Source organism: Enterococcus sp. ZJ1622 (assembly GCF_011038845.1).
GTDB lineage: Bacteria > Bacillota > Bacilli > Lactobacillales > Enterococcaceae > Enterococcus_B.
Genome location: NZ_JAAKDW010000001.1, coordinates 188426 through 210178, shown reverse-complemented (window position 1 = coordinate 210178; position 21753 = coordinate 188426). Strand labels below are relative to the sequence as shown.

At 42.8% G+C, this 21753-nt stretch carries 21 protein-coding genes; 6 read left to right on the top strand and 15 right to left on the bottom strand.

Annotated elements, in window-relative coordinates; genetic code table 11:
• Positions 1-7: 7 nt before the first annotated feature.
• The 5 genes from dltB to G7Y42_RS01025 form a co-directional block, all read right to left on the bottom strand.
• Positions 8-1210, bottom strand: a complete 1203-nt coding sequence (dltB, locus tag G7Y42_RS01045) for a D-alanyl-lipoteichoic acid biosynthesis protein DltB (RefSeq protein ID WP_165003039.1) — start codon at positions 1208-1210, stop codon at positions 8-10.
• On the bottom strand, positions 1207-2724 hold the full coding sequence (gene dltA / locus G7Y42_RS01040; protein ID WP_165003037.1) for a D-alanine--poly(phosphoribitol) ligase subunit DltA: 1518 nt from the start codon (positions 2722-2724) through the stop codon (positions 1207-1209). Before dltA ends, dltB begins: the two co-directional genes overlap by 4 nt.
• Before the next feature lie 11 nt (positions 2725-2735).
• Complete coding sequence (locus G7Y42_RS01035) at positions 2736-2885, bottom strand: teichoic acid D-Ala incorporation-associated protein DltX (RefSeq protein WP_165003035.1); 150 nt, start codon at positions 2883-2885, stop codon at positions 2736-2738.
• A 230-nt stretch (positions 2886-3115) separates the two neighbouring features.
• Entirely contained in the window at positions 3116-5182 is a 2067-nt protein-coding gene (locus tag G7Y42_RS01030) for an ABC transporter permease (protein WP_165003033.1), read from the bottom strand.
• Entirely contained in the window at positions 5172-5939 is a 768-nt protein-coding gene (locus tag G7Y42_RS01025) for an ABC transporter ATP-binding protein (protein WP_165003031.1), read from the bottom strand. The genes G7Y42_RS01030 and G7Y42_RS01025 overlap by 11 nt, the downstream gene beginning before the upstream one ends.
• 363 nt (positions 5940-6302) lie before the next feature.
• On the opposite strand from G7Y42_RS01025, the gene nrdD reads away from it, so the two are divergent.
• Together nrdD and nrdG are read left to right on the top strand one after the other, a co-directional pair.
• Positions 6303-8489, top strand: a complete 2187-nt coding sequence (nrdD, locus tag G7Y42_RS01020; RefSeq protein WP_165003029.1) for an anaerobic ribonucleoside-triphosphate reductase — start codon at positions 6303-6305, stop codon at positions 8487-8489.
• Positions 8490-8623: 134 nt separating this feature from the next.
• Complete coding sequence (nrdG, locus tag G7Y42_RS01015) at positions 8624-9226, top strand: anaerobic ribonucleoside-triphosphate reductase activating protein (protein ID WP_165003027.1); 603 nt, start codon at positions 8624-8626, stop codon at positions 9224-9226.
• Positions 9227-9293: 67 nt separating this feature from the next.
• Here the strand turns inward: nrdG and dinB are convergent, their stop codons facing one another.
• From dinB to dnaX, 10 genes are all read right to left on the bottom strand, one after another.
• Entirely contained in the window at positions 9294-10415 is a 1122-nt protein-coding gene (dinB, locus tag G7Y42_RS01010) for a DNA polymerase IV (RefSeq protein WP_165003025.1), read from the bottom strand.
• A gap of 396 nt (positions 10416-10811) precedes the next feature.
• Complete coding sequence (gene rsmI, locus G7Y42_RS01005; RefSeq protein ID WP_165003023.1) at positions 10812-11681, bottom strand: 16S rRNA (cytidine(1402)-2'-O)-methyltransferase; 870 nt, start codon at positions 11679-11681, stop codon at positions 10812-10814.
• 66 nt (positions 11682-11747) lie between these two features.
• Positions 11748-12095: a DNA replication initiation control protein YabA gene (locus G7Y42_RS01000; protein ID WP_165003021.1), complete on the bottom strand. Its 348-nt coding sequence runs from the start codon at positions 12093-12095 to the stop codon at positions 11748-11750.
• Positions 12088-12912, bottom strand: a complete 825-nt coding sequence (locus G7Y42_RS00995) for a stage 0 sporulation family protein (RefSeq protein WP_165003019.1) — start codon at positions 12910-12912, stop codon at positions 12088-12090. Before G7Y42_RS00995 ends, G7Y42_RS01000 begins: the two co-directional genes overlap by 8 nt.
• A 47-nt stretch (positions 12913-12959) precedes the next feature.
• A complete protein-coding gene (gene holB / locus G7Y42_RS00990; RefSeq protein WP_165003016.1) occupies positions 12960-13907 on the bottom strand; it encodes a DNA polymerase III subunit delta' in 948 nt (315 codons plus the stop codon).
• A 9-nt stretch (positions 13908-13916) separates the two neighbouring features.
• The gene (locus G7Y42_RS00985) at positions 13917-14246 is read right to left on the bottom strand and encodes a cyclic-di-AMP receptor (protein WP_010718688.1); all 330 of its coding nucleotides are present in this window, start codon (positions 14244-14246) and stop codon (positions 13917-13919) included.
• Complete coding sequence (tmk, locus tag G7Y42_RS00980; protein WP_165003014.1) at positions 14243-14905, bottom strand: dTMP kinase; 663 nt, start codon at positions 14903-14905, stop codon at positions 14243-14245. The genes G7Y42_RS00985 and tmk overlap by 4 nt, the downstream gene beginning before the upstream one ends.
• Before the next feature lie 65 nt (positions 14906-14970).
• Positions 14971-15567 (bottom strand): recombination mediator RecR, encoded by a 597-nt coding sequence (gene recR / locus G7Y42_RS00975; protein WP_165003012.1) that lies wholly within the window; start codon positions 15565-15567, stop codon positions 14971-14973.
• Positions 15568-15592: 25 nt separating this feature from the next.
• Entirely contained in the window at positions 15593-15907 is a 315-nt protein-coding gene (locus G7Y42_RS00970; protein ID WP_165003010.1) for a YbaB/EbfC family nucleoid-associated protein, read from the bottom strand.
• Between the two features lie 40 nt (positions 15908-15947).
• Positions 15948-17693 carry a DNA polymerase III subunit gamma/tau gene (dnaX, locus tag G7Y42_RS00965; RefSeq protein WP_165003008.1) on the bottom strand — a complete coding sequence of 582 codons (1746 nt, stop codon included), beginning with the start codon at positions 17691-17693 and terminating at the stop codon, positions 15948-15950.
• A 213-nt stretch (positions 17694-17906) separates the two neighbouring features.
• Between dnaX and G7Y42_RS00960 the strand changes: the two genes are divergently transcribed.
• The 4 genes from G7Y42_RS00960 to G7Y42_RS00945 all read left to right on the top strand — a co-directional run bounded on the left by G7Y42_RS00960 (position 17907) and on the right by G7Y42_RS00945 (position 21740).
• Complete coding sequence (locus G7Y42_RS00960) at positions 17907-19154, top strand: SPFH domain-containing protein (RefSeq protein WP_165003006.1); 1248 nt, start codon at positions 17907-17909, stop codon at positions 19152-19154.
• A 24-nt stretch (positions 19155-19178) separates the two neighbouring features.
• Positions 19179-20396, top strand: a complete 1218-nt coding sequence (locus tag G7Y42_RS00955) for a TFIIB-type zinc ribbon-containing protein (RefSeq protein WP_165003004.1) — start codon at positions 19179-19181, stop codon at positions 20394-20396.
• Positions 20393-21190, top strand: a complete 798-nt coding sequence (locus G7Y42_RS00950) for a TPM domain-containing protein (RefSeq protein ID WP_165003002.1) — start codon at positions 20393-20395, stop codon at positions 21188-21190. Before G7Y42_RS00955 ends, G7Y42_RS00950 begins: the two co-directional genes overlap by 4 nt.
• Positions 21191-21437: 247 nt before the next feature.
• Positions 21438-21740 carry a hypothetical protein gene (locus tag G7Y42_RS00945; protein ID WP_165003000.1) on the top strand — a complete coding sequence of 101 codons (303 nt, stop codon included), beginning with the start codon at positions 21438-21440 and terminating at the stop codon, positions 21738-21740.
• The last annotated feature ends 13 nt before the right edge of the window (positions 21741-21753 follow it).

Sequence of the window (21753 nt, the reverse complement as noted above, 5' to 3'; positions counted from 1 at the left end):
TTCTCTCCTATCTGAAAAATAATTGATCTAAAAATCCTGAAAAAATCAAAAAGCTGAAGCATACTGCTTGAAATGTCAAAAAGACAGAAAGCGCGTGTGTCATCCAGTTCGATGGCAGCTTCTTATGTTTTTTCTTGAAGCGAATCCACGCGTCTGTCAAACAGATCAAACATGCATGATATAATCCGTAAACGATGTAATACCAAGTCAGACCGTGCCAGACACCCATCAAAAGAAAGAGTGCGAAATAGCCGATATTCGACATCACGATCCTGCTCTTAATCACTTTTTTCTTCATCAGGAAAAACATCAGACGCATATACACATAATCTCTGAACCAAAAAGACAGAGACATGTGCCACCGATTCCAAAATTCTTTGATGTTCCATGACAAAAAGGGCTTGTTGAAATTGACTGGCGTGTCATATCCCATCAAATAACTTGTCCCTACAGCAAATAAACTATACCCCGCAAAATCAAAGAACAGGTACATACTGTAGACATACATGTATCCAACTAGTGCCCATGAGAGCCCGCCTTGATGTAAAGCCATCTTACCGACAACGGGCAAGAGGACCTGTCCAAAATAATAACCGATAATGAATTTGTAGAGAAAGCCGACAAAAATATGCTGGACTCCTTTCCCAAGCATCTCGACATATCGCCCAGGCTCTGGCGGATTCAATTGATCTTTTTCAAATCGCCGGTAACGATCGATCGGTCCTGAAGAGATGGTGGGAAAGAATAGCAAAAACTGGATATATCGAAACGGCTGGTATGTTTTGATCAAGCCATCGCGCATCTCCATGATCATTTGGACGGATTTGAACGTCAAGTACGAAATACCTAAAAAAGCAAACAATGAATCTTTCCCGTGTTCAGCAAACGGAGTGATCTTTGTCAAGACTAAAGGCAAAATCGCAAGCAATACAGCGAGATAGAACCATATGCCCTGATTTTTTTTCTGCCGATAGACGAAATATGCCCAGACTAGTACTGTTTGCCAAATCACGTAGCAGATCAGCGCTAGTCCTTGCTGCCAGTAAGTACCGCCAAAGCTGACGTACAAGAAGAACAGAGTAACTGCCGTCTGATAAATAGAAAGCCGTCTTCCACGGATCAGCAAAGATAAAACAAGCGGGAGCATCGCTACTGCTAAAAGCAGAAAATAAAAGGGTTCCGCATATGGGATCATGTGAGGGACTATCATCGCGCATTCACCTCAGCAAGTAATTTTTTGCGATCGATTTTCCCATTTACAGTTTGTGGAAGCATCTCTGCATAATTGATTTTTTGCGGGATCATGTAGTCCATGACATACTGCGAAAGCACTTCTTTGATCGATTTGGATAACTTGAAGTCAGGCTGTATCTCACTGTTCTCCAAGACGATAAATGCAACGAGCTGCTGCACTTTGGTCTTCTGATATCTCGGCACGACAACTGCTTGCTTGATCCGATCGTCTTTCAATAGATAATGCTCGATATCACCAAGTTCGATCCTGTATCCATGCAGTTTGATCTGCTGATCGATTCTTCCCTCATAAAACAGTAAACCATCTTCTGACATTCTTCCTGCATCACCCGTACGATAACTTCGCTTCCCTGCTTGTTCGAAGAAAGCAGCTTGTGTTTTTTCCGGGTTATTCAGATACCCTTTTGACACACTCGGCCCAGAGATAATGATTTCGCCCGTTCCATCTGTCAAGCTGTCTTTGTCTTCATAGGCGATGTGGACTTTCGTATCCGACTTGATGTATCCAATCGGTAACCGTTCATACTGATCTAGCAGTTGTGGAGTGATCTGTATACTGGAAATAGCGACCGTTGCTTCAGTCGGACCGTACGTATTGTAGATCGCAGCATCCGGAAATCTTTTTAACAGTTCCTGTGCTGTTTTTTTGGTCAATTCTTCACCACAGAACAAGAAAGTAGCTAATTCCGGGACATGAGCCGCATCGAATGTCGGTTCCATCAAGCAGATTTCCATAAATGAGGGCGTAGATACCCATACATCCAGCTCAAGTTTCGGCAACACCGAAAACAATTGACGGAAATCTTGGATCACTGATTTTTCCAAAGGCACTAGGCTTCCACCAGACAGCAATGCCGGATAGATCGAAAAGACGGAAAGATCAAAAGAAAATGGTGCTTGTGCTAAAAAACGTTTGCCAGTACCTAGTTTGAATTCTTCCAATGTCCATCGAACAAAACTCTTCAAATTCTCATGACTGATCTGCACCCCTTTAGGTTCCCCTGTCGTCCCAGAAGTAAAGATGATATAAAAGTTTTCGTCCTCTTTTACTGCTGATTGCGGACGTGATGCTACGCGGTCCTCAAAAATCGCGTGAAGCTCTTCCTTTGATACTACTGGGATGATCGGGTCTTCTTCCACCCACTGTCCGATACTGATGATCATCGAAGGCTGTGCCACACGAAGGATCGATTCAATACGCTCTTTAGGGGTATGTTCTTCGATTGGCAGATACGCACGACCAGATTTGACGACGCCTAGAAAAGCTGCGATCATCTCAAATTCCAGATTCCCAAACACAACGACTGGTCCATGATCCATTGACTGTCCTTCCAAATAGCAGGCGAGCGAATCAGAGAATCGCTTTAATTCGCCATACGTATGCTTGTCTTTCTTGTTTTGATAGGCGATCCGATCTGGCTTATCTTTCCCCCAGTCATCGATTGTTTCAATGATTGTTTTGATAGTCATTTCTCTTCCTCCTAAAACTCGTTATAGATAAAAGAACCTCCCTGGATATTCTTATAGTGGTACAGGTAGATCAGCATAAGCAAAACTGCACTATAAAAAATCGTCCGAATAATAAATGTTCCCCAATAGTTGAATTGAGGATTTGAATACCATTTTTTCATTGGAACTTCCTCCTCGTAAAACCTCATACTAAAACCTCATCCAAAGTGTACATAACTTCGGAGAAGAGCGACATTCAATAAACTAACAGTAAGCGTTTTTCCACTAACACTTTTGTCACTTACGATCAATCAGAGAAGCTGATTCTTTCATACGAAGACTTTATAAAAATAAAAAGAAACAGATTTTCAATCAGCTTTTACGCTAAAAGAAAATCTGTTTTTTTGGTGATTCAAGAAAAGAATTGTTCTTCGACGATCCGACAATATAGTTTGCTTGTAACGATATAGAACAATAAATAGACGATGATCAGTAAGCCGCAGACTAAATAGGCCATCCAGTAATCTGCTGTTTCGATATACTGGGCGAACACATTGATGGCAAATACAGCATGGGCGATCCCTAAGAACATCGGCGGAAAGAAAGTGAGCGCATTTTGCTCAAAAATCATCCGACGCGCTCTTCTTTGAGGGATGCCAAGCTTCGTCAACAGCTGATAATTCCCCTTTTCTTCCTCTGCTTCTGCTAATTGCCGGACAGTCAGGATACTCCCTGTCGCAATGATCACGATCATTCCAACAAATAGTGTCACAAACATATCGATACCCGTTTGCCGGTTCGCTGCCCGCATCGTTACATAACGAGACGAGAAGTTGAAACGTGACATTTCGCCATTGAAATCAGCTGATCCCTCTGCTTTTTCCAGCGGAGCTTTCATAGTGACTGTGCCTCTTAGCCTTCCGTCACTCATCTTGTACTCATAATATACCGTATCCGACCACTTCATCGACAAGTCTTTATCAAGACGCTCAGTGATCCTTTCATTATCCCCGCCCGATACGTTCATAGTCGCGATTTGATATTCCAAGCCACTTGTCTTTTTAAATACGTCGTCATTGACGATGAGTGTGACCCCCATATAACGAAGATCTTCATCTCCTAGATAGTTAGGAAATTTCGATTGGATGGTCAATTCTTCTTGATCCGCTAAGGCGATGGTTGACCCGTAAATGGGATTTCTTCGGATCACTCCTTGGATCTGATCGAGCAAAACTGCATGGTTTTCAGTCTGCAGCCTGATTTTAGGAAGTCTCGGATTCAACCGCTGAAACTGTTGATACTCTTTTTCCGAGATGATATTCGCCAGCTGAAAATCAAGATATGCCTCAGAAGGATTGCCATTCAAATGGTACATACTCCCTGTCAATTTGTAATGTAACACAAATTCACTGGTGATCTTCTGTTTTTCTTCGGATAAGATCGGTTTGATCTTTTCTGCTGTCTCCGTACTCAATTGATAATCCATCGGTGCATTCAATTGCGCCTGATGGATGATGATCGTAGAAATGCAGGCCATACCTCCGATCATCATCAAAGCTATACCGATCACTACGGTAATCAACGAATTGGTACGCCAGCTTTTCAGAAGATGGATCTGCGTATTCCCGATCATCAAAAAGTTGATTCCTTTATAATTCATTTTCCATTTACTAAACAGATTGATGATTAGTCGGATCGAATAGCAAAAGAACAAATACGTCCCGACTATGCATAAGCCCAGGATCACCAGCGGAAGAAAAACCACAAATAAATAATTGATGTCATTTTCGATGATCCATGAAACGATGGCTCGAAAATGGCTCGCACAAAAATACCCGCTGGAAAGAAACAGCATCCCTAACACGCCCAACAGACGATGACGTGTCCGGATACGCATAGATGAACTTTCGATATGCTCCCTTTCACCAAAGCTTCGGATCATCGGATAACGCCAGATATTCCAGATCGAATAGACGGACACCGCCAGCAAAATAATGAGAAAAGCAAATAAAGTCTCCCTGATGGATGGAACGGAAATAAAAAACGGACTAGTGATATCCATTTTCATCATCCGGACCAGAATCATCGAAAAAAGTTTTGAGAAGATGATCCCTAATCCTATGCCAGAGGTACAGGCGAATAGACCGATAAACAAAGTTTCCAGAACATAGATCACGGAAATCTGCACTTTGTTCACTCCGAACAGCTGATAAATCCCAATCTCTTTTTGCCTGCGTTTCAAGAAAAAACGATTCGCACTGAACACGAAAAAGAGAAGAACGAAACTGATCAGCAATCCTCCAAGATTCAATGTCCCATCCAACGAACTATCCTGATTCACTCTTCTGACAAGCGTCTGATCGAACGTCAGCGCGCTGAAGGAATAATAGATCATCACCGATAACGTCAAGCTCAAGAAATAAACTAGATACCCTCTGGACTGGCGTAAAAAACTTTTTGCAGCCAGCTTATAAAGCATTGATTCTCCCGCCTCCTCCGATCGTTGCCTGCATGTCGATCACTTTTTCAAAAAATTCACTTCTGGAACCTCGTCTGACGACTTCTGAAAAAATGACACCATCTTTGATGAACAAGATCCGATTACAATAACTTGCCGTGTAAGGATCATGTGTCACTAAAAGGACCGTGGCTTTTTCTTTTTGATTCATGGTCGACAAATAATTCAATAACTCCGTTGCTGATTTTGAATCCAGTGATCCAGTCGGCTCGTCAGCGAAAATCACTTTTGGTTTTATCACTAATGCTCGTGCTGCTGCGATCCGCTGACGTTGCCCGACAGATAATTCATCAGGGTACCGTTTCAAGATTTCTTCTATATTCAATAACTGCGCCACATGCAGGACTCTTTTTTCCATCTCTTCTTTGGAAATACGTTCCACAGCTAACGGAAGCAAAATATTATCTTTTGCATTCAGGGTATCGACCAGATTGAACTCCTGGAAGATGAATCCTAATTTTTTTCGTCGGAAATCACTCAATTCCCTGTTTTTCATTTTAGTGATTTCCTTTCCCTGGATCGACACGCTCCCCATCGTCGGCAGACTGATCGTAGACAAGATATTCATGAGCGTAGTCTTTCCAGCTCCGCTTGGTCCCATGATCCCGACAAACTCGCCTTCTTCTACAGCAAAAGAAATATTATCTAAAACTTTGACTGGAGAAAGTCTGCTTCCGTAGATTTTACTGATATGTTTTACCTCGATCATCTTTTCCATATTCGTTCCTCCTGTCTTTCTTCTGCTCGTCCTTCCGATTTTTCCTTTATTGCCCGTATTGCATTTCCTTAATTGCATAGTAGCATATTCTTTCATTTTTTTCTCTTTAGATTTTGTCACCTTCGATCAACAAGTACGCAAAAAATTTTTATTCAATCATTTTATTCATCAAAAAACAAATATACAGATCGCAAAACCTGTTTTTTTACGTTTTCACTTTTTTTCACAAAGAAATATACACTATATATAGTATACTTTTGCAAATATGCAACCTCCTGCATACAATATATGCCGGTTTTCGGTTGCTCCTTCATTCTTTTTGTTTTATGATAGACAAGAAGAATTTAGCAGGAGTTGACTAAAATGAACCTCAATTATGAAGAAAAAACAGTACGGATGCTTCAATCGGAGATCCCTGTCACCGTGATCAAACGTGATGGACGACACGTTGATTTCGATGCACAAAAAATCGGTGAAGCGTTGATCAAAGCCGAAAAGAAAATCAACGGTACTCTTTCTCCGCTCACATATGAAAAGATCCAGACAATCGTAGAACTCGTTGTCCAGGAAATCAAGAACAGATTTGCAGAAAATGTAAAAATTTATGAAATCCAAAACATCGTTGAGCATATCTTACTTGAAAAAAATGAATATGCGTTAGCAGAAGAATACATCAATTATCGGACAAGACGCGATTTTCAGCGAAGCAAAGCAACTGACATCAACTTCTCGATCGAAAAACTGATCAACAAAGATCAGACAGTCGTCAATGAAAATGCGAATAAAGACAGCAACGTATTCAATACACAGCGTGACTTGACAGCCGGTATCGTTGGAAAATCGATTGGCTTGAAAATGCTGCCGCCTCATATTGCCAACGCGCATCAAAAGGGAGACATCCATTACCATGACTTGGATTACCATCCCTATACACCGATGACGAACTGCTGCCTGATCGATTTTAAAGGCATGCTGAACAACGGATTCAAAATCGGAAATGCCGAAGTCGAATCACCTAAATCGATCCAAACTGCTACAGCGCAGATCTCACAGATCATTGCAAACGTAGCCTCAAGTCAATACGGCGGCTGTTCGGCTGACCGTACAGATGAGCTTTTGGCACCTTTTGCTGAATTAAATTATCAGAAACATTTGAAAGACGCCGAAGAATGGATCGAATCACCTGAACGTCAAAAAGAATATGCGAAAGCAAAGACAAAAAAAGATATTTTCGATGCGATGCAAAGCTTGGAATATGAGATCAATACATTGTTTACATCAAATGGACAAACGCCTTTTACTTCTCTTGGTTTTGGTCTTGGTCAAAACTGGTTCGAACGCGAGATCCAAAAAGCGATTCTGCAGATCCGTATCAATGGATTAGGGAGCGAAAAACGTACAGCGATTTTCCCTAAATTGATCTTTACTTTGAAAAACGGCGTCAACCTGAATCCGACCGATCCTAATTACGATATCAAACAATTAGCATTGGAATGTGCCACAAAACGGATGTATCCTGATATTTTAAATTATGATAAAATCGTGGAACTGACTGGAAGCTTCAAAGTACCAATGGGCTGCCGCTCCTTCCTTCAAGGCTGGAAAGATGAGAACGGCCAAGAAGTGAATGTAGGTCGTATGAATCTAGGGGTAGTGACATTGAATCTTCCACGTATCGCTATCGAAGCCAAAGGAGATCAGAAAAAATTCTGGGAACTGCTCTCTGATCGTTTGGCAATCATGAAAGATGCTTTGGTCTACCGCGTGGAACGCTGTAAAGAAGCGATCCCAGCAAATGCACCGATTTTATATATGTACGGCGCTTTTGGCAAACGGCTCTCTCGGACAGATGCTGTCGATGAGTTGTTCAAAAATCGTCGTGCGACTGTCTCGTTAGGTTATATCGGTTTATACGAAGTGGCATCTGCTTTCTTTGGCGGTGAATGGGAAACAAATCCTGAAGCAAAGGAATTCACATTAGATATCGTGAAAGAATTGAAAGCAAACGCAGATGCCTGGGGAGACGAATACGGCTATCATTTCAGTGTCTATTCCACCCCTAGTGAAAGTCTGACAGATCGTTTCTGCCGATTGGATACCGAAAAATTCGGACTGATCGAAAACATTACAGATAAAGAATACTATACCAATAGTTTCCATTATGATGTCCGCAAAAATCCGACACCATTCGAAAAACTAGATTTTGAAAAAGATTATCCAAAATATTGTTCCGGTGGATTCATCCATTACTGTGAATATCCAATGCTGCAGCAAAATCCAAAAGCACTGGAAGCTGTCTGGGATTATGCATATGACAAAGTAGGGTATTTAGGAACGAATACACCGATCGATCACTGCTACGAATGTGGTTTCGAGGGAGATTTCAAACCGACAGAACGCGGTTTTGAATGCCCAGAGTGCGGCAACCATGATCCAAAGACGTGTGATGTCGTAAAACGTACATGTGGGTATCTTGGTAATCCTCAAGCACGCCCAATGGTCCATGGACGTCACAAAGAAATTTCTTCACGAGTGAAACACATGAAATAGACTACAATTTTACTCGAACAGCTTAGCTCTGACAGTGCCGTTTCTTTGGCCGTAATAATGATTTGACGAAAATTTGTCGTTGCTAAAGAGACGGATAGACTCTGTCATAAACTTATGATGAAAGAAGTTTTTTTATGCGAAATCCCAAACCACAAGAATGGCTGGCAAAAGATTACAGCCAAAATTATATCGCTGATTACAAACCGTTCAATTTCGTCGACGGTGAAGGTGTGCGGAACAGTTTGTATGTAAGCGGCTGTCTATTTGCCTGTGAAGGCTGCTTCAACAAGGCGGCACAAAACTTCCGCTACGGCAAACCTTTTACAAAAGAACTGGAAGAACAGATCATGACAGATCTTCGTCACGATTATGTTCAAGGCCTGACTCTTTTAGGCGGTGAGCCTTTTTTGAATACAGAGGTTTGCCTGCAAGTAGTCAAACGGATCCGTGAAGAGTTCGGCCATACGAAAGATATCTGGTCATGGACCGGCTATACCTTTGATGAGTTGCTGCAGGATTCTGAAGATAAGCTGGCACTTCTCTCCCAAATCGATATTTTGGTAGATGGACGGTTCGATATCAATAAGCGTGATCTGAAACTGCAATTTCGCGGAAGCAGCAATCAACGGATCATCGACGTCCAAAAATCATTGGCGGAAAACAAAGTCATCATCTGGGACAAGTGTACCGATGCGACAGAAACCTATGAACAAATCAAAAAACAAGACCTGATATAAAAAAACGGCTTTGAGAGAGACGAGTACTCCATGACAGCGTACTCGTTCTTCTCTTCAAAGTCGTTTTTTAATTTTCATCGTTTCCCCATAATGGCAGAACGATATTCTCATAAGTCATCGGGTCTAGATTTGTCAAAGTGATCCCTAATAGACGAATCCCTTTCTCGATCCCCAAAATCTCTTCCCAAATCAAGCTTGCCTGGTAAAAAAGCGCTTCTTTTTTATAGATATATTCTGGTAGCGTCACTCGTTTAGTGATTGTTGAATAATCCGTGTACCGAACTTTCAATACTACAGTTTTCCCATGTTTTTGTACACGTCGCAATGCTTCTTCGACTTTTTCAGCTAGCTGGCGAAGCTGCGCAAGTACAGCCTCTTCAGTTTGTAAAGGCTGACCGTAAGTGTGCTCTTTTCCGACTGATTTTCGTTCTCTTGTCACATTCACAGGTGAATCATGGATACCGCGCACTTTTCGATACAATGAATAGCCCATCTTCCCAAAGTTTTGGATCAGCATCATCTCTGTGCACTCGTACAGATCCTCACCTGTAAAGATCCCTAATTCATGCATTTTTGGCACAGTCTTTTTCCCAACGCCATGGAATTTCTCGATAGGCAGTGCCTTTAGGAATAAAACAGCATCTTGCGGAGCAACTACAGTGATCCCTCGAGGTTTCTGATAATCAGAAGCGAGTTTGGCTAGAAATTTGTTGTAACTGACTCCTGCAGAACAGGTCAGCTGGACAGCATCCCAAATATCTGACTGGATCATACGCGCGATTTTGATTGCTGATTTGCAGCCGACTTTATTCTCTGTTACATCCAAATAAGCTTCATCGATACTGACAGGCTCGACAATATCTGTGTAATGGTGGAAGATTTCTCTTACTTTTTTAGATACTTCACTGTATTTTTGATGATCACCTGGTTTGAAGATTGCCTGCGGACACAATTCATATGCTTTTTGGGCACTCATGGCAGAATGAATCCCGTACTTTCTCGCTTCGTAATTAGCTGTAGTCACGACTCCTCGTCCTCCCGTATCGCTTGGGTGCCTAGCAATGACCAGTGGATGTCCCCGAAACTCCGGATGATCTCGTTCTTCCACAGAGGCGAAGAACGCGTCCATATCGATATGGATGATTTTTCTCGATGTATCATTATGTAAAGGGAATTTCAGTTCCATCATTCTCCACCTCCTTTCCTATTATACAAGAACTTCTGTTCGCATACAAGCAGCAGGATAAGGACAAAAAATGCTCGATCCAAGAGGAAAAGATCCATGCCAACACTTGTCTTTTGTGATGGCATGGACCAGTTCCTAACCTGTGAAATTCTCTTTGTTCTTTAAAAACTTCGAATGCCGCAGTTCAAGCGATAAGACAAATTTATGCAGAAATAAGGAGAGCTATTTTTATCTGCTCATCCTTACTGCTTGATGCAGGACAGCTTTTTCACAACCTCTGATACACGGTGTTCCAGTGCCAGCTTTTCGGAGATAAGTCAAATTTATGTAAAAATGTGGAAAGCCATTTTCACAAACTTTTTCTTATCCCCCTAAAGCTGAACGACACTGTCACAACCTCTAATCCAACTCATGATACTGCCGATACACTTCCTGCTTCTTCAGCCCGTTTTTGGTCGCGACAGCTTTGATTGCTGCATTCGGCTTTAAGCCAAGTGCGATTTGACTTTCTACTTGTTCTTTCAAAGTTTCTGTAGTCTTAGTCTCTGCTGGTTGGTCATTGTCTTCACTGCCGGAGATCAGCAGACAGCATTCTCCTTTTACTGGATGGCTTTCAAGATAGGTCAGTAACTCCTCTATGTCGCCTCGCAAATACTCCTCATGTATCTTTGTCAATTCACGGCATAGCACCGCTTGCCGATTCCCGAATGCTGCTAATGCATTTTCTAAAGTGGCTGCGACTCGATAAGGGGACTCATAGAAAATAAGGGTAGCTGTCTGTGATCTCAAGTCTTCTAAGATCGTTTTCTGCTCTTTTTTCTTTCGCGGTAAAAATCCGTAGAACAAAAAGGGCTGAGGTAACAGACCCGAGGCAATCAGCGCGGTCATACCTGCTGTCGGTCCTGGTACAGAGACCACGGAAATCCCTTCCTTGATGCAAGCTAGAACTAATTCATGTCCTGGATCACTGATCGAAGGCATCCCCGCGTCGCTTACTTGAGCGATCGACTTGCCTTCTTTTAAGAATGCAGTCAATTGCGGAATCCGTTCCTTATAGTTATGTTCATGCAAACTTTTTTGCGGCGTATGGATATCAAAATGATTCAATAATTTTTGTGTATTGCGCGTATCTTCACTTGCGATCAATTCTGCTTCCTGCAGCAGCCGCACACTGCGGAAGGTCATATCTTCCAAGTTTCCGATAGGGGTAGGCACAAGATAAAGTGTGCCGTATTCCTGGGTTCCTTTAAAACTCTTTTGGTTGTACATTTCACCGTCTCCTCATAAAAAAACTGGAGCATCCGTACATTTGCTCCAGTCATTTCTTTCGATTAATCAGCGTCCGCTCTCACGGTAGATTACTTCTAAACAAAACGCACAAGGTTCATCATTTTCCCGTCTGGAACCATATAAATCATAACAGACATGGAAACCTTCTTCATAGATTTTTTCCAGATTCATCCGAGATTTGGACAGTTCCTGCTTCACACTTTCGGCAGGAGCTTGCGCCACTTGGTTCAATTCCCGTAAATGTTCACGTAAACGCTGGTTCTCCATCTCTAAAGTCGTATTTTTTTCGACGATCTCATGCAAAGCATGTTTCATCTCGACCAATTCCGTCAAGGTATTTCGCAACTCTGATTCTAACTGATTCAGACCGTCGTACAATGATCTCTTATCCATTCATTTCACCTACTTGGATAAACTCTTTTAATTCATCCCATTCATATTCGACAGGATTTTCCCGTCCAGTCAGCCGGATCTTCACTACACGGCTAAGCAGATTCAACCCTACGACTTTCCCTTTACCATCAGGTGTATCGATCACTTTTCCAAAGTCAGGGAGTTCTTTTTTTGCTAATTCATATTCTTCGCTTTCATATTGCAAACAGCACATCAAACGTCCGCATAAACCTGATATTTTTGTCGGATTCAATGACAAACCCTGATCTTTTGCCATCTTGATCGAAACAGGAACGAAATCGCCTAGAAAAGAAGAACAGCACAATGGACGTCCACATGGCCCGATGCCACCGACAAGCTTTGCTTCATCTCGAACACCGATTTGCCGAAGCTCGATCCTCGTGCGAAATACTCCTGCCAGATCTTTGACCAGTTCTCGAAAATCGATCCGACCATCTGCAGTGAACGAAAAAATCAGCTTGCTTCGATCAAAGGTATATTCGACTTTGACGATTTTCATTTCCAATCGATGGTTCCTGACTTTTTCTTTGGCGATCTTCAATGCAGCTTGTGCATCCTTTTCGTTCTTTTTATGTTTTTCCATTTCAGCTGGCGCTGCTTTGTGCAGAATCGGATTGAGCTGATCTGGAAGCTCTTCCGGATCAATTTCTTTCTTGGGGATGGCAACAGTTGCAATATGTAAGGCTTGCTGAGATTCGACTAACACCTTATCATTATAAACATATTCAGAATCTCCGGGTGTAAAATAATAGATATGACCAGCATCTCTATAACGGACACCTACTACTTCGACCATTTCCATCCTCCTTGATCATTCTTCTTCACAATAAACATATACATGACTCAAAAAATTGTCTGTAAAACAAATTGTTCCGCCACTGCCTGGAAGCTGACGTTGCTTCGTAATTTCTGTTCTGCCGTTAAGATGCGTTCGATCGTACGGTTTATCTGCTTGACTTTCCCGTATTCGCCAGCATTTATCGCCTGATACTGAGCCTCCTGATAATAAAACATCAGGATCATCAAACCTGTAAATTGCTGCGATTTTTCTTTGAACGCTTTCGTCAGTTTTTTCTGGACATAGATGAATGCTTGCGTATCATGCTTTTGTAGGTACACAAACCATTGGTAAATCAAGTCCTTAGCATCATTAAACCATTCATCTTGTGAGATTTCAACTGCTTTTCCTAAACTGTTTGTTAAGAAAGCCAAAAGTTTTGCTTTTTCATTTGAGATCTGCTCTTCCTGCAATTTATGGATCAGCGATTCTTTTGAGAGTTCTTGGAAATGGAGCACTTGGCAACGAGATTGGATCGTTGGCAAGATGCGACCGACCGCATCTGTTTCCAAAATAGCTAGAAAGTCGCCTGTTGGTTCTTCCAAAAACTTCAGCAGGCTGTTTGCCGCACTGCTGTTCATTTTTTCTGCCGACTGGATCAAAAAGACTTTCTTTCTCGATTCATAGCCGCTTCGGCTGAATTCTGTCTGGAGGCGGCGGATCTGCTCTACTTTGATGGTTTGCCCATCTGGTTCGATCACCAACACATCGGGATGTTCTTTGTTTTCGATACGGCGACAATTGTTACATGTTCCACATGGCTGGTTGTCTTGCAGTTGCGTACAGAAAAGATGTTGTGCTAGCCAGATGCCCATCTCATGTTTACCAGTTCCTTTTTCTCCTTCAAAAAGATAAGCATGAGCGAGACGCCCATGCTCAAAACTTCGCTGAAGCTGCTGATACACGATAGGTTGCATTTGAGCCAGATTTAATTCTCGATCTACAGCTCCCATAAGTTCCTCCTAAAATTGATGGAATCCTTCAACAGGCAAGACGAACACTGTTGCACCACCTACTTCAACCTCAACTGGATAAGGTACGCCGCCATCCATCGAAATATCTAAAGTCACAGGGGTCGAAACAAATTGTTTTCTGGATTCACATGTTTTTTTGATGATCTCCAATGCTTCTTCTACACGTTCGTCTTCGATACCGACGATAAATGTACTGTTACCGGCTTTCAAGAAGCCACCTGTGGATGACAATTTCGTTGCACGTATATTGGCATCGATCAATTCATTGGACAAACGGTTGCTGTCTTTGTCTTGGATAATAGCTAAAATGATTTTCATGAACGTTCACCTTCCTGTTTTTCAAAAAATTGCGGATATTGGTCAATGATTGCGTGATAACTTGTTTGAAGGACTTCTTCAAAGGATTGTCTTGCATCGATTTTATGGATTCTTTCAGGATTTTCTTCCGCAAGTTTCAAGTACGCATGGCGGACCCGCTGATGGAATTCCAGTCCTTCTGAATCCAGGCGATCGATCTGATCATGCCGATGTTCTTCGATCCGGCGAAGCCCAGTGTCTGAATCCACATCAAGATAAAGGGTGAAATCTGGTGTCGTACCTTCTGTAGCAAATTCGTTCAGTCGGGCGATCTCAGAAACGCCGATCCTGCGTCCTGCGCCTTGATAAGCAAGAGAACTGTCGACAAAACGGTCACATAAGACGATTTTCCCTTCAGCCAATGCTGGCAGGACCTTCTCGACTAGATGCTGTCTTCTTGCTGCTGCATAAAGCAGTGCTTCCGTCCGTTCATCCATCCGGTCATTCTTAGGATCAAGGATCACTGCCCTGATCTCTTCAGCGATCGGGATCCCGCCAGGTTCTCTTGTCTGGATGATTTCTGTTTTTGCTACGTTTTTCAAAAGAGGAAACAGCTCATTCAGCACACTGGTTTTTCCAGCGCCGTCTGGTCCCTCGATTGTAATGAATAGTCCATTCACATTGTTGCCCCCATCTCTTGTGCTACTTCTTTCATTGTATCTGAAAAATTCTTTTAAACAAAAATTTACAACTCTCGTCTTCCTTCGACTGCTTTCATCAAGGTCACTTCGTCTGCATACTCAATATCAGAACCAACAGATAGTCCATGTGCTAAACGAGTGACTTTGATCCCCGCAGGTTTGATCAATCGTGACAGATACATAGCTGTAGCTTCGCCTTCAGTCGTTGCATTTGTCGCGATGATCACTTCTTTGACTTCATCATCATGGAGACGCTGCAAAAGAGAAGAAATATTGATATCTTCCGGTCCGGTCCCTTCCATTGGAGACAAAACACCGTGCAGTACATGATAAAGTCCGCGGTATTCCCGCATTTTCTCCATCGCCATGACATCTTTCGGTTCTTCTACGACCAAGATGATGCTTCTGTCTCTAGAAGGATCTTTACAGATTTCACATGGATCTTCTTCAGTGATGTTCCCGCAAATACTGCAAAAGTGCAGATCACGTTTCACGCTCAGCAGTGATTTGGCAAATTCATTGACTACTTCGTCTTTCATATCGATCGTATAAAAAGCGAGTCTTGTCGCTGTTTTCTGCCCTATTCCCGGAAGCTTCATATAACTGTCGATCAATTTTGCAATCGGTTCTGGATATTGCATTCGTCATTGCTCCTTCATCGGGTGATTAAAAGCCGGTCAGCCCTTTCGCATATTTCCCCATTTTTTTCTCTGTTTCCTTTTCTATTTTCGCCATCGCATCATTGACTGCCATCAATACAAGATCTTGCAGCATATCGATGTCTTCTGGATCAACGAGTTCTTCTTTGATCTGGATATCTTTCATCTGACGTTCGCCCGTAAATACGACGGTCACCAAATCGTTCGTCGATGCTCCTGTGAATTCAGAAGCATTCAATTCTTCTTGTGCTGCTGTCATTTCTTTCTGCATTTTTTGTACTTGTTTCATCATTCCTTGCATGTTGCCCATTCCGCGCATCATATCTATCTCTCTCCTTTTTTGTGTTCATTTATCTGTCGATTCAATCATCGACCACAGTTACCGATTCTGTACCAAAAAGCTCTTCCGCTTTAGCTACCACTGTCTCTTCAGAAGATGTTTCCTGCTCTTGCGGGAGCAGTTCGATCTCTCCTTCAGACTCCTCAGGTGCAAATGAGTTTTCTGTTCCCTCTTCTTTCACATGGGTCAAATAGCTCTTACGGATCTCCGGCCAGCTTTCTCGCGTGATATACACCGGTTCTGGTGCATAGTCCTTGATCATCTGACTAAGGTTGTTGTGGACAGAAAGCTTCAGATCTTCGTCGTTTGCCGCTCGCTGGCATACGATCTCGTAATCGAATGCGATGACCAGCCCTGTTGGACCAGCTGCGACTGGCTCACTGGCTTTCAGCATCGCACGTTGCGTGACTGACAGGCTCATCAGTAGATCGTCCCAGACTTCCTTGACATGGTTCAAGTGCTGACGGGTAGCTTCTCTCAAAACGTTGTAGACACGCTCTGTCGGCACCCGATAAGTACTTGCCTGCTTTTTATGCACTGGCTGTGGCTGCGGCTGTGATGGTCCTGATGTGCTTACGCCATTTTTCTTGATTGCATTGATTTCTTTTTTTAATTGGGCGATCTCTTGCTGCAGCTGCTTGACAAGCTGATCGTCCACCGTACTTACTGGTTGATGACTTAGCAATGAAGAAGACTGTGCCAGTTTGACAGTTGCGACTTCTAAATAAATAGTAGCACTATTCGTAAAACGAATCTCGTTTTGCGTTTCGCTTAATATATTGATCATCTGAAACAACTGATCTGCTGAAACTGATTCTGACAATTCGATGAATGCAGAAGTTACTGAACTCGTCTGTTCTGTCACGAGATTAGGTGCCTGCTGATACATCAGCAGATCACGACAATACTGCAACAGATCCTCTAAAAATCGGCGAGATTCTTTCCCAGCAGCCAAAATCTTGTTCAAAGACTCCAGCGCTTTGGGGACTTCCTTTTTCACGCAAGCATTGAGATATTCGTTCATCATCTCATCGGTCAGACTCCCGGTTACTTGCATCGCGTCATCCAAGGTGATCGTTCCCTCACTGAACGAGATAGCCTGATCCAAAATACTCAACGCATCCCGCATCCCGCCTTCTGCTGCTCTGGCAATGACCCCTAACGCTGGTTCTTCATAAGCGATGTCTGTTTCTTTCAAGATGAATTCAAGATGTTCCACGATATCCGATGCATTGATCCGTTTGAAATCAAAGCGTTGTGTCCTGGAAATGATCGTCGCCGGGATCTTGTGAGGTTCTGTTGTAGCTAAAATGAAAATAACACTTTCTTTTGGTTCCTCCAATGTTTTCAGCAAGGCGTTGAATGCCCCAGTTGAAAGCATATGTACTTCATCAATGATATAGACCTTGTATGCCGCTTTAGTAGGCGCATAATTCGCACGATCCCGAATGAATCGTATCTCTTCTACCCCGTTGTTGCTGGCAGCATCGATCTCAATGACATCTTCTTGTGTCCCTGCTGTAATCGACTGACACATCTCGCAGTGATTGCACGGCTCACCGTCTTTGCTGTTCGGGCAATTGATCGCTTTTGCAAAAATTTTCGCGGCACTGGTCTTCCCAGTTCCGCGTGGCCCCGTAAACAGGTACGCATGAGAAGTTTTGTGGGAAACGATAGCATTCTTCAATGTCTGTGTCACAGCTTTTTGTCCAACGATGTCATCGAAGCGCTGCGAGCGCCAGACGCGATAAAGTGCTTGATATGCCATAAGGATCCCTCTCTTTTTGAAAAATTCACTATCTTTTATTATACGTGATTTCTGCTAAAAAAACTACTATACATCACGCCTTTTTCTGGTATTTAACGAATAATCAATTTTATCGCCAACTCCGTCTTTGGTCCGAGAGGTTTTAAATCCTACTATGGTATAATGAAAACACAAAAATAATTGACGACAGCTCAATCGAAGGAGGAATTTTTTATGGGTCTTATCAAAGCAGCAACAAGTATGATTGGCGGCGGCCTGGCAGATCAGTGGCTTGAGGTGATCGAACCGGACAATATGAGTGACACGACGGTTATGACAAAAGGTGTCAAGGTCCGCAAAGATGACAAACGCGGTTCCAATCGAAAAGGGACAGACGATGTCTTAACTGACGGAACAGTCGTCCATGTGTATCCGAATATGATGATGCTTCTTGTCGACGGCGGGAAAATCATTGATTATACCGCAGAAGAAGGCTACTATACCATCAAAAACGATGCAGCACCTTCCATGTTCAACGGCACGTTGAAAGAAGCCATCGCAGAAACATTCGACCGTTTTAAATTCGGCGGTGTGACACCGCAGAAACAACAGGTTTTTTACATCAATCTGCAAGAAGTCAAAGGAATCAAATTCGGTACGAGTGCGCCATTGAATTATTTCGACAACTTCTACAATGCTGAATTGTTCTTACGGGCCCATGGAACTTATTCTATCCATATCGTTGACCCGATCTTGTTCTATACGAACGCGATCCCTAAAAACAAGACACAAGTAGAAATCTCGGATATCAACGAACAATATCTGGCAGAATTCTTGACTGCTTTACAATCTGCGATCAACCAGATGTCCGCAGATGGACAACGGATCTCCTATGTTCCTTCAAAAAGCTTGGAATTGAGCAAATACATGGACACAGCTTTAGATGAATCCTGGCGTGAGCTTCGCGGGATGGAGATCGTATCGGTTGCGGTTGCCAGCATTTCTTACACCGATGATTCAGTGAAACTAATCAATATGCGTAACGAAGGTGCCATGCTTGGTGATCCAAGCGTACGAGAAGGCTATGTCCAAGGTTCGATTGCACGAGGAATGGAAGCTGCCGGAAAAAATGAGGGTGGCGCGATGACAGGCTTCATGGGTGTCGGCATGGGCATGAATGCAAATGGCTCTTATCTTTCACAAGCAGCACAAAATAACCAAGAACAAATCAAGCAGCAGGCAGAAAAGCAAAATCAGCAAACCGCTCAAGGCAACTCTGATACTTGGACCTGCCCTGTCTGTGGAACTGAGAATTCCGGAAAATTCTGTTCGAACTGCGGAGCTGCAAAACCTGTCGAAAACGCACAGCCAAAATTACAAATGCGCTGCAGTGAATGTAATGAGATCGTGGATCTTTCAAATGGCATCCCTAAATTCTGTCCAAATTGCGGAAAACCATTCAAAGGTATTCCAGTCGATTAATCTGTTGAGAAAGGTGTGCAGCTGATGGATGTCCTTACACATAAATGTCCAAATTGCGGGGGGCCTTTGACCTTTGATCCCAAAGACCAAAAGTTTCATTGCGAATACTGTTTGAATATCTATACCGAAGAAGAAGTCAGTCTCTATGAGCAGCAACAAAAGGAAGCTCGAGGCGTATCAGATCAAGAGTCAAAAGAAACAAACGAGACAACGAAAACGACAGAACCCACTACAAACCAAGAAGATGACTTCACTTTCACAGCGGAAGAACAGCTTGCTGAAATGGATGAGGCTGAACGAAAAGCGTTTGATGAAGCAGGCGGTTTTTCAGATACAGCTGATGAAACAGTTGGCAAGGAAGCGGCGATGGATCTCTTCCTTTGCCCCAACTGTGGTGCAGAAATCGTCACTGATGCGACTACTGCTGCAACTTATTGTTATTATTGCCACAACCCGGTCGTACTGTCTGGACGTTTGAGTGGAGAATTTTTGCCAAACAAGGTCCTCCCTTTTGCGATCGAAAAAGAAGAAGCAGTCGAGAAATTTTTAGCATGGACAAAAAAGAAATGGTTTGTTCCCAAAGCCTTCTTCAACAAAGACCAGATCGACAAATTAACTGGCGTCTACTTCCCTTACTGGGCAACCGATGCTCAGGTCGAAGGCGCTTTGCAAGCCAACGGGACAGTGATCCGGATCTGGCGTGTAGGGGATATCGAATATACCGAGACTAAGCAATATGCAGTATCGAGAGAAGGGAATCTTTCCTTCAAGGAGCTTGTCAAAAATGCCTTATCCAAAAATACCCAGCAGAAAATGGTCGAAGGCGTCCAGCCCTTCCCGCTGAACAAAGCGATCGATTTCAAAAGCCAGTATCTAGCAGGTTTCCAGGCAGAAAAACGTGATATCGAATACGAAGCGATCAAGTCACAAGTACAGGCTGAATTAAGAGACTACTCCGAAAAACTGCTGAAAGACACGGCAAACGGCTACACGACATTGACGGGTGTCCGGACTTCTGCTGACATCACAAGTGAAACGAATGAATATGTCCTTTTGCCAGTCTGGCTAGTTACTTATCGCAGCAATGACTCAAGCAAAAAAGTGTATTACTATGCAATGAATGGTCAGACGGGAAAAGTCAGCGGTGTCCTGCCAATCAGTCATAAAAAACTTGGCTTGACCGCTTTTGGCATCTTCGCTGTTCTAGCGATCCTCTTTATGATCGGAGGGTATCTGATATGAAAAAACATTTTTTCTTTTTTCTCTTCCTGATGGCAAGTTTTTGTTTTCCATCTGCTGCCCATGCAGCAACGGCAACAGTCAATGACGAAGCAGGACTTTTCACGACTGATCAGATCCAATCCTTAGAACAGCAAGCGCAAACTTTGAATCAAAAAATCAAAGGCCAAGTCTTTATCGTGACTACCACTTCCAATACAGAGGAGCCGAGAGATTTTGCTGATGATTATTTGCGGGAAGCAATTGGGAATGACAACAACGGCTCTGTGCTGCTGATGGATATGTCTCAGCGCGAAATCTATATTTCGACTTCCGGGAATATGATCGATTATTTAACAGACAAGCGGATCGACGCTGTTCTCGATGATGTATACGATCAAATGACGAATGCGGCTTATTTTGAAGCAGCTCAGGCTTACCTGACGAAAACTGCAGAGTATGTGGAAGCTGGCGTACCTGGCGGACATTATCGTGTCGATGAAGAAACGGGAAAAATCACTCGATACAAGGTGCTGACTACGACAGAGATCGTAATTGCGCTTATCTTAGCTCTCATCCTAAGTGTCCTGTTCTATACAATCACTGTCTCTCGCTACCAGTTAAAATCAGGTACGTACAAATATCCATTTCGTGAAAAATCAAGTATGAAACTGACGGATAGAACAGATCGTTTAACCAATTCCTTCGTGACGACAAGACGTATCCCTAAAAGTCCGCCGCCAGGAAGCGGAGGTGGCGGGAGTACGACCCATTCCAGCGGAGGCGGAACATTCGGCGGAGGCGGACGGAGTTTTTAAGTCAAGCTTCTGATCAATGAAAACAAAAAAATAGAACGGGGTTGTGATAAGCTGTTTATCACAACCTCTTCTTTTTGTATTGAAACATTTTGGGTTCTGATAAATCTCGGTGCCCTACTTTTTTAAATCAATTAGATTCCAAACAAACTAGAAATAAAATTACCTAAATTTCAAATATCGTTTGATTTTTGATTTCTTACCTGTATACTTATTTTTGTAAGCGTTTGATTTTAAAGGAGGAAGAAAAATGGAAAGGAAAACAGAAGAAATATCGCCTTTGTTTGGGTTTAAAGCTGCCGCTTTGTTTCTGATCGCCTGTCTCATCAGCGGAGTCTTTATCCCGTATCTTTTTTATTTGATGCATTGGGATTTCCGCTTAGGGATGCTGCTTTTTCTACCAGCTAGTCTGGCGGCTGTGCTGTCGATCAATCACTATTTCATTCGTACGGAAAAAGGGATGAGTCGGGGATTCATTCTTACATTCTCAGCTGAGTCACTTGTTCTTATGGGCTTGGCTTATCTTTGGCTTTATCAAGGTATTGTTTTTTAATCTATTTGGATAA

Coding starts and splice junctions, on each gene's coding strand:
- G7Y42_RS00960 (WP_165003006.1), top strand. CDS start 17,907: ATGGGTCTTATCAAAGCAGCAACAAGTATGATTGGCGGCGGCCTGGCA.
- nrdG (WP_165003027.1), top strand. CDS start 8,624: ATGCGAAATCCCAAACCACAAGAATGGCTGGCAAAAGATTACAGCCAA.
- nrdD (WP_165003029.1), top strand. CDS start 6,303: ATGAACCTCAATTATGAAGAAAAAACAGTACGGATGCTTCAATCGGAG.
- G7Y42_RS00950 (WP_165003002.1), top strand. CDS start 20,393: ATGAAAAAACATTTTTTCTTTTTTCTCTTCCTGATGGCAAGTTTTTGT.
- recR (WP_165003012.1), bottom strand. CDS start 15,567: ATGCAATATCCAGAACCGATTGCAAAATTGATCGACAGTTATATGAAG.
- G7Y42_RS00995 (WP_165003019.1), bottom strand. CDS start 12,912: ATGGTCGAAGTAGTAGGTGTCCGTTATAGAGATGCTGGTCATATCTAT.
- G7Y42_RS01035 (WP_165003035.1), bottom strand. CDS start 2,885: ATGAAAAAATGGTATTCAAATCCTCAATTCAACTATTGGGGAACATTT.
- dltB (WP_165003039.1), bottom strand. CDS start 1,210: ATGATAGTCCCTCACATGATCCCATATGCGGAACCCTTTTATTTTCTG.
- holB (WP_165003016.1), bottom strand. CDS start 13,907: ATGGGAGCTGTAGATCGAGAATTAAATCTGGCTCAAATGCAACCTATC.
- G7Y42_RS01030 (WP_165003033.1), bottom strand. CDS start 5,182: ATGCTTTATAAGCTGGCTGCAAAAAGTTTTTTACGCCAGTCCAGAGGG.
- dinB (WP_165003025.1), bottom strand. CDS start 10,415: ATGATGGAACTGAAATTCCCTTTACATAATGATACATCGAGAAAAATC.
- G7Y42_RS00985 (WP_010718688.1), bottom strand. CDS start 14,246: ATGAAAATCATTTTAGCTATTATCCAAGACAAAGACAGCAACCGTTTG.
- dltA (WP_165003037.1), bottom strand. CDS start 2,724: ATGACTATCAAAACAATCATTGAAACAATCGATGACTGGGGGAAAGAT.
- G7Y42_RS01025 (WP_165003031.1), bottom strand. CDS start 5,939: ATGGAAAAGATGATCGAGGTAAAACATATCAGTAAAATCTACGGAAGC.
- dnaX (WP_165003008.1), bottom strand. CDS start 17,693: ATGGCATATCAAGCACTTTATCGCGTCTGGCGCTCGCAGCGCTTCGAT.
- G7Y42_RS00945 (WP_165003000.1), top strand. CDS start 21,438: ATGGAAAGGAAAACAGAAGAAATATCGCCTTTGTTTGGGTTTAAAGCT.
- G7Y42_RS00955 (WP_165003004.1), top strand. CDS start 19,179: ATGGATGTCCTTACACATAAATGTCCAAATTGCGGGGGGCCTTTGACC.
- rsmI (WP_165003023.1), bottom strand. CDS start 11,681: ATGTACAACCAAAAGAGTTTTAAAGGAACCCAGGAATACGGCACACTT.
- G7Y42_RS01000 (WP_165003021.1), bottom strand. CDS start 12,095: ATGGATAAGAGATCATTGTACGACGGTCTGAATCAGTTAGAATCAGAG.
- G7Y42_RS00970 (WP_165003010.1), bottom strand. CDS start 15,907: ATGATGCGCGGAATGGGCAACATGCAAGGAATGATGAAACAAGTACAA.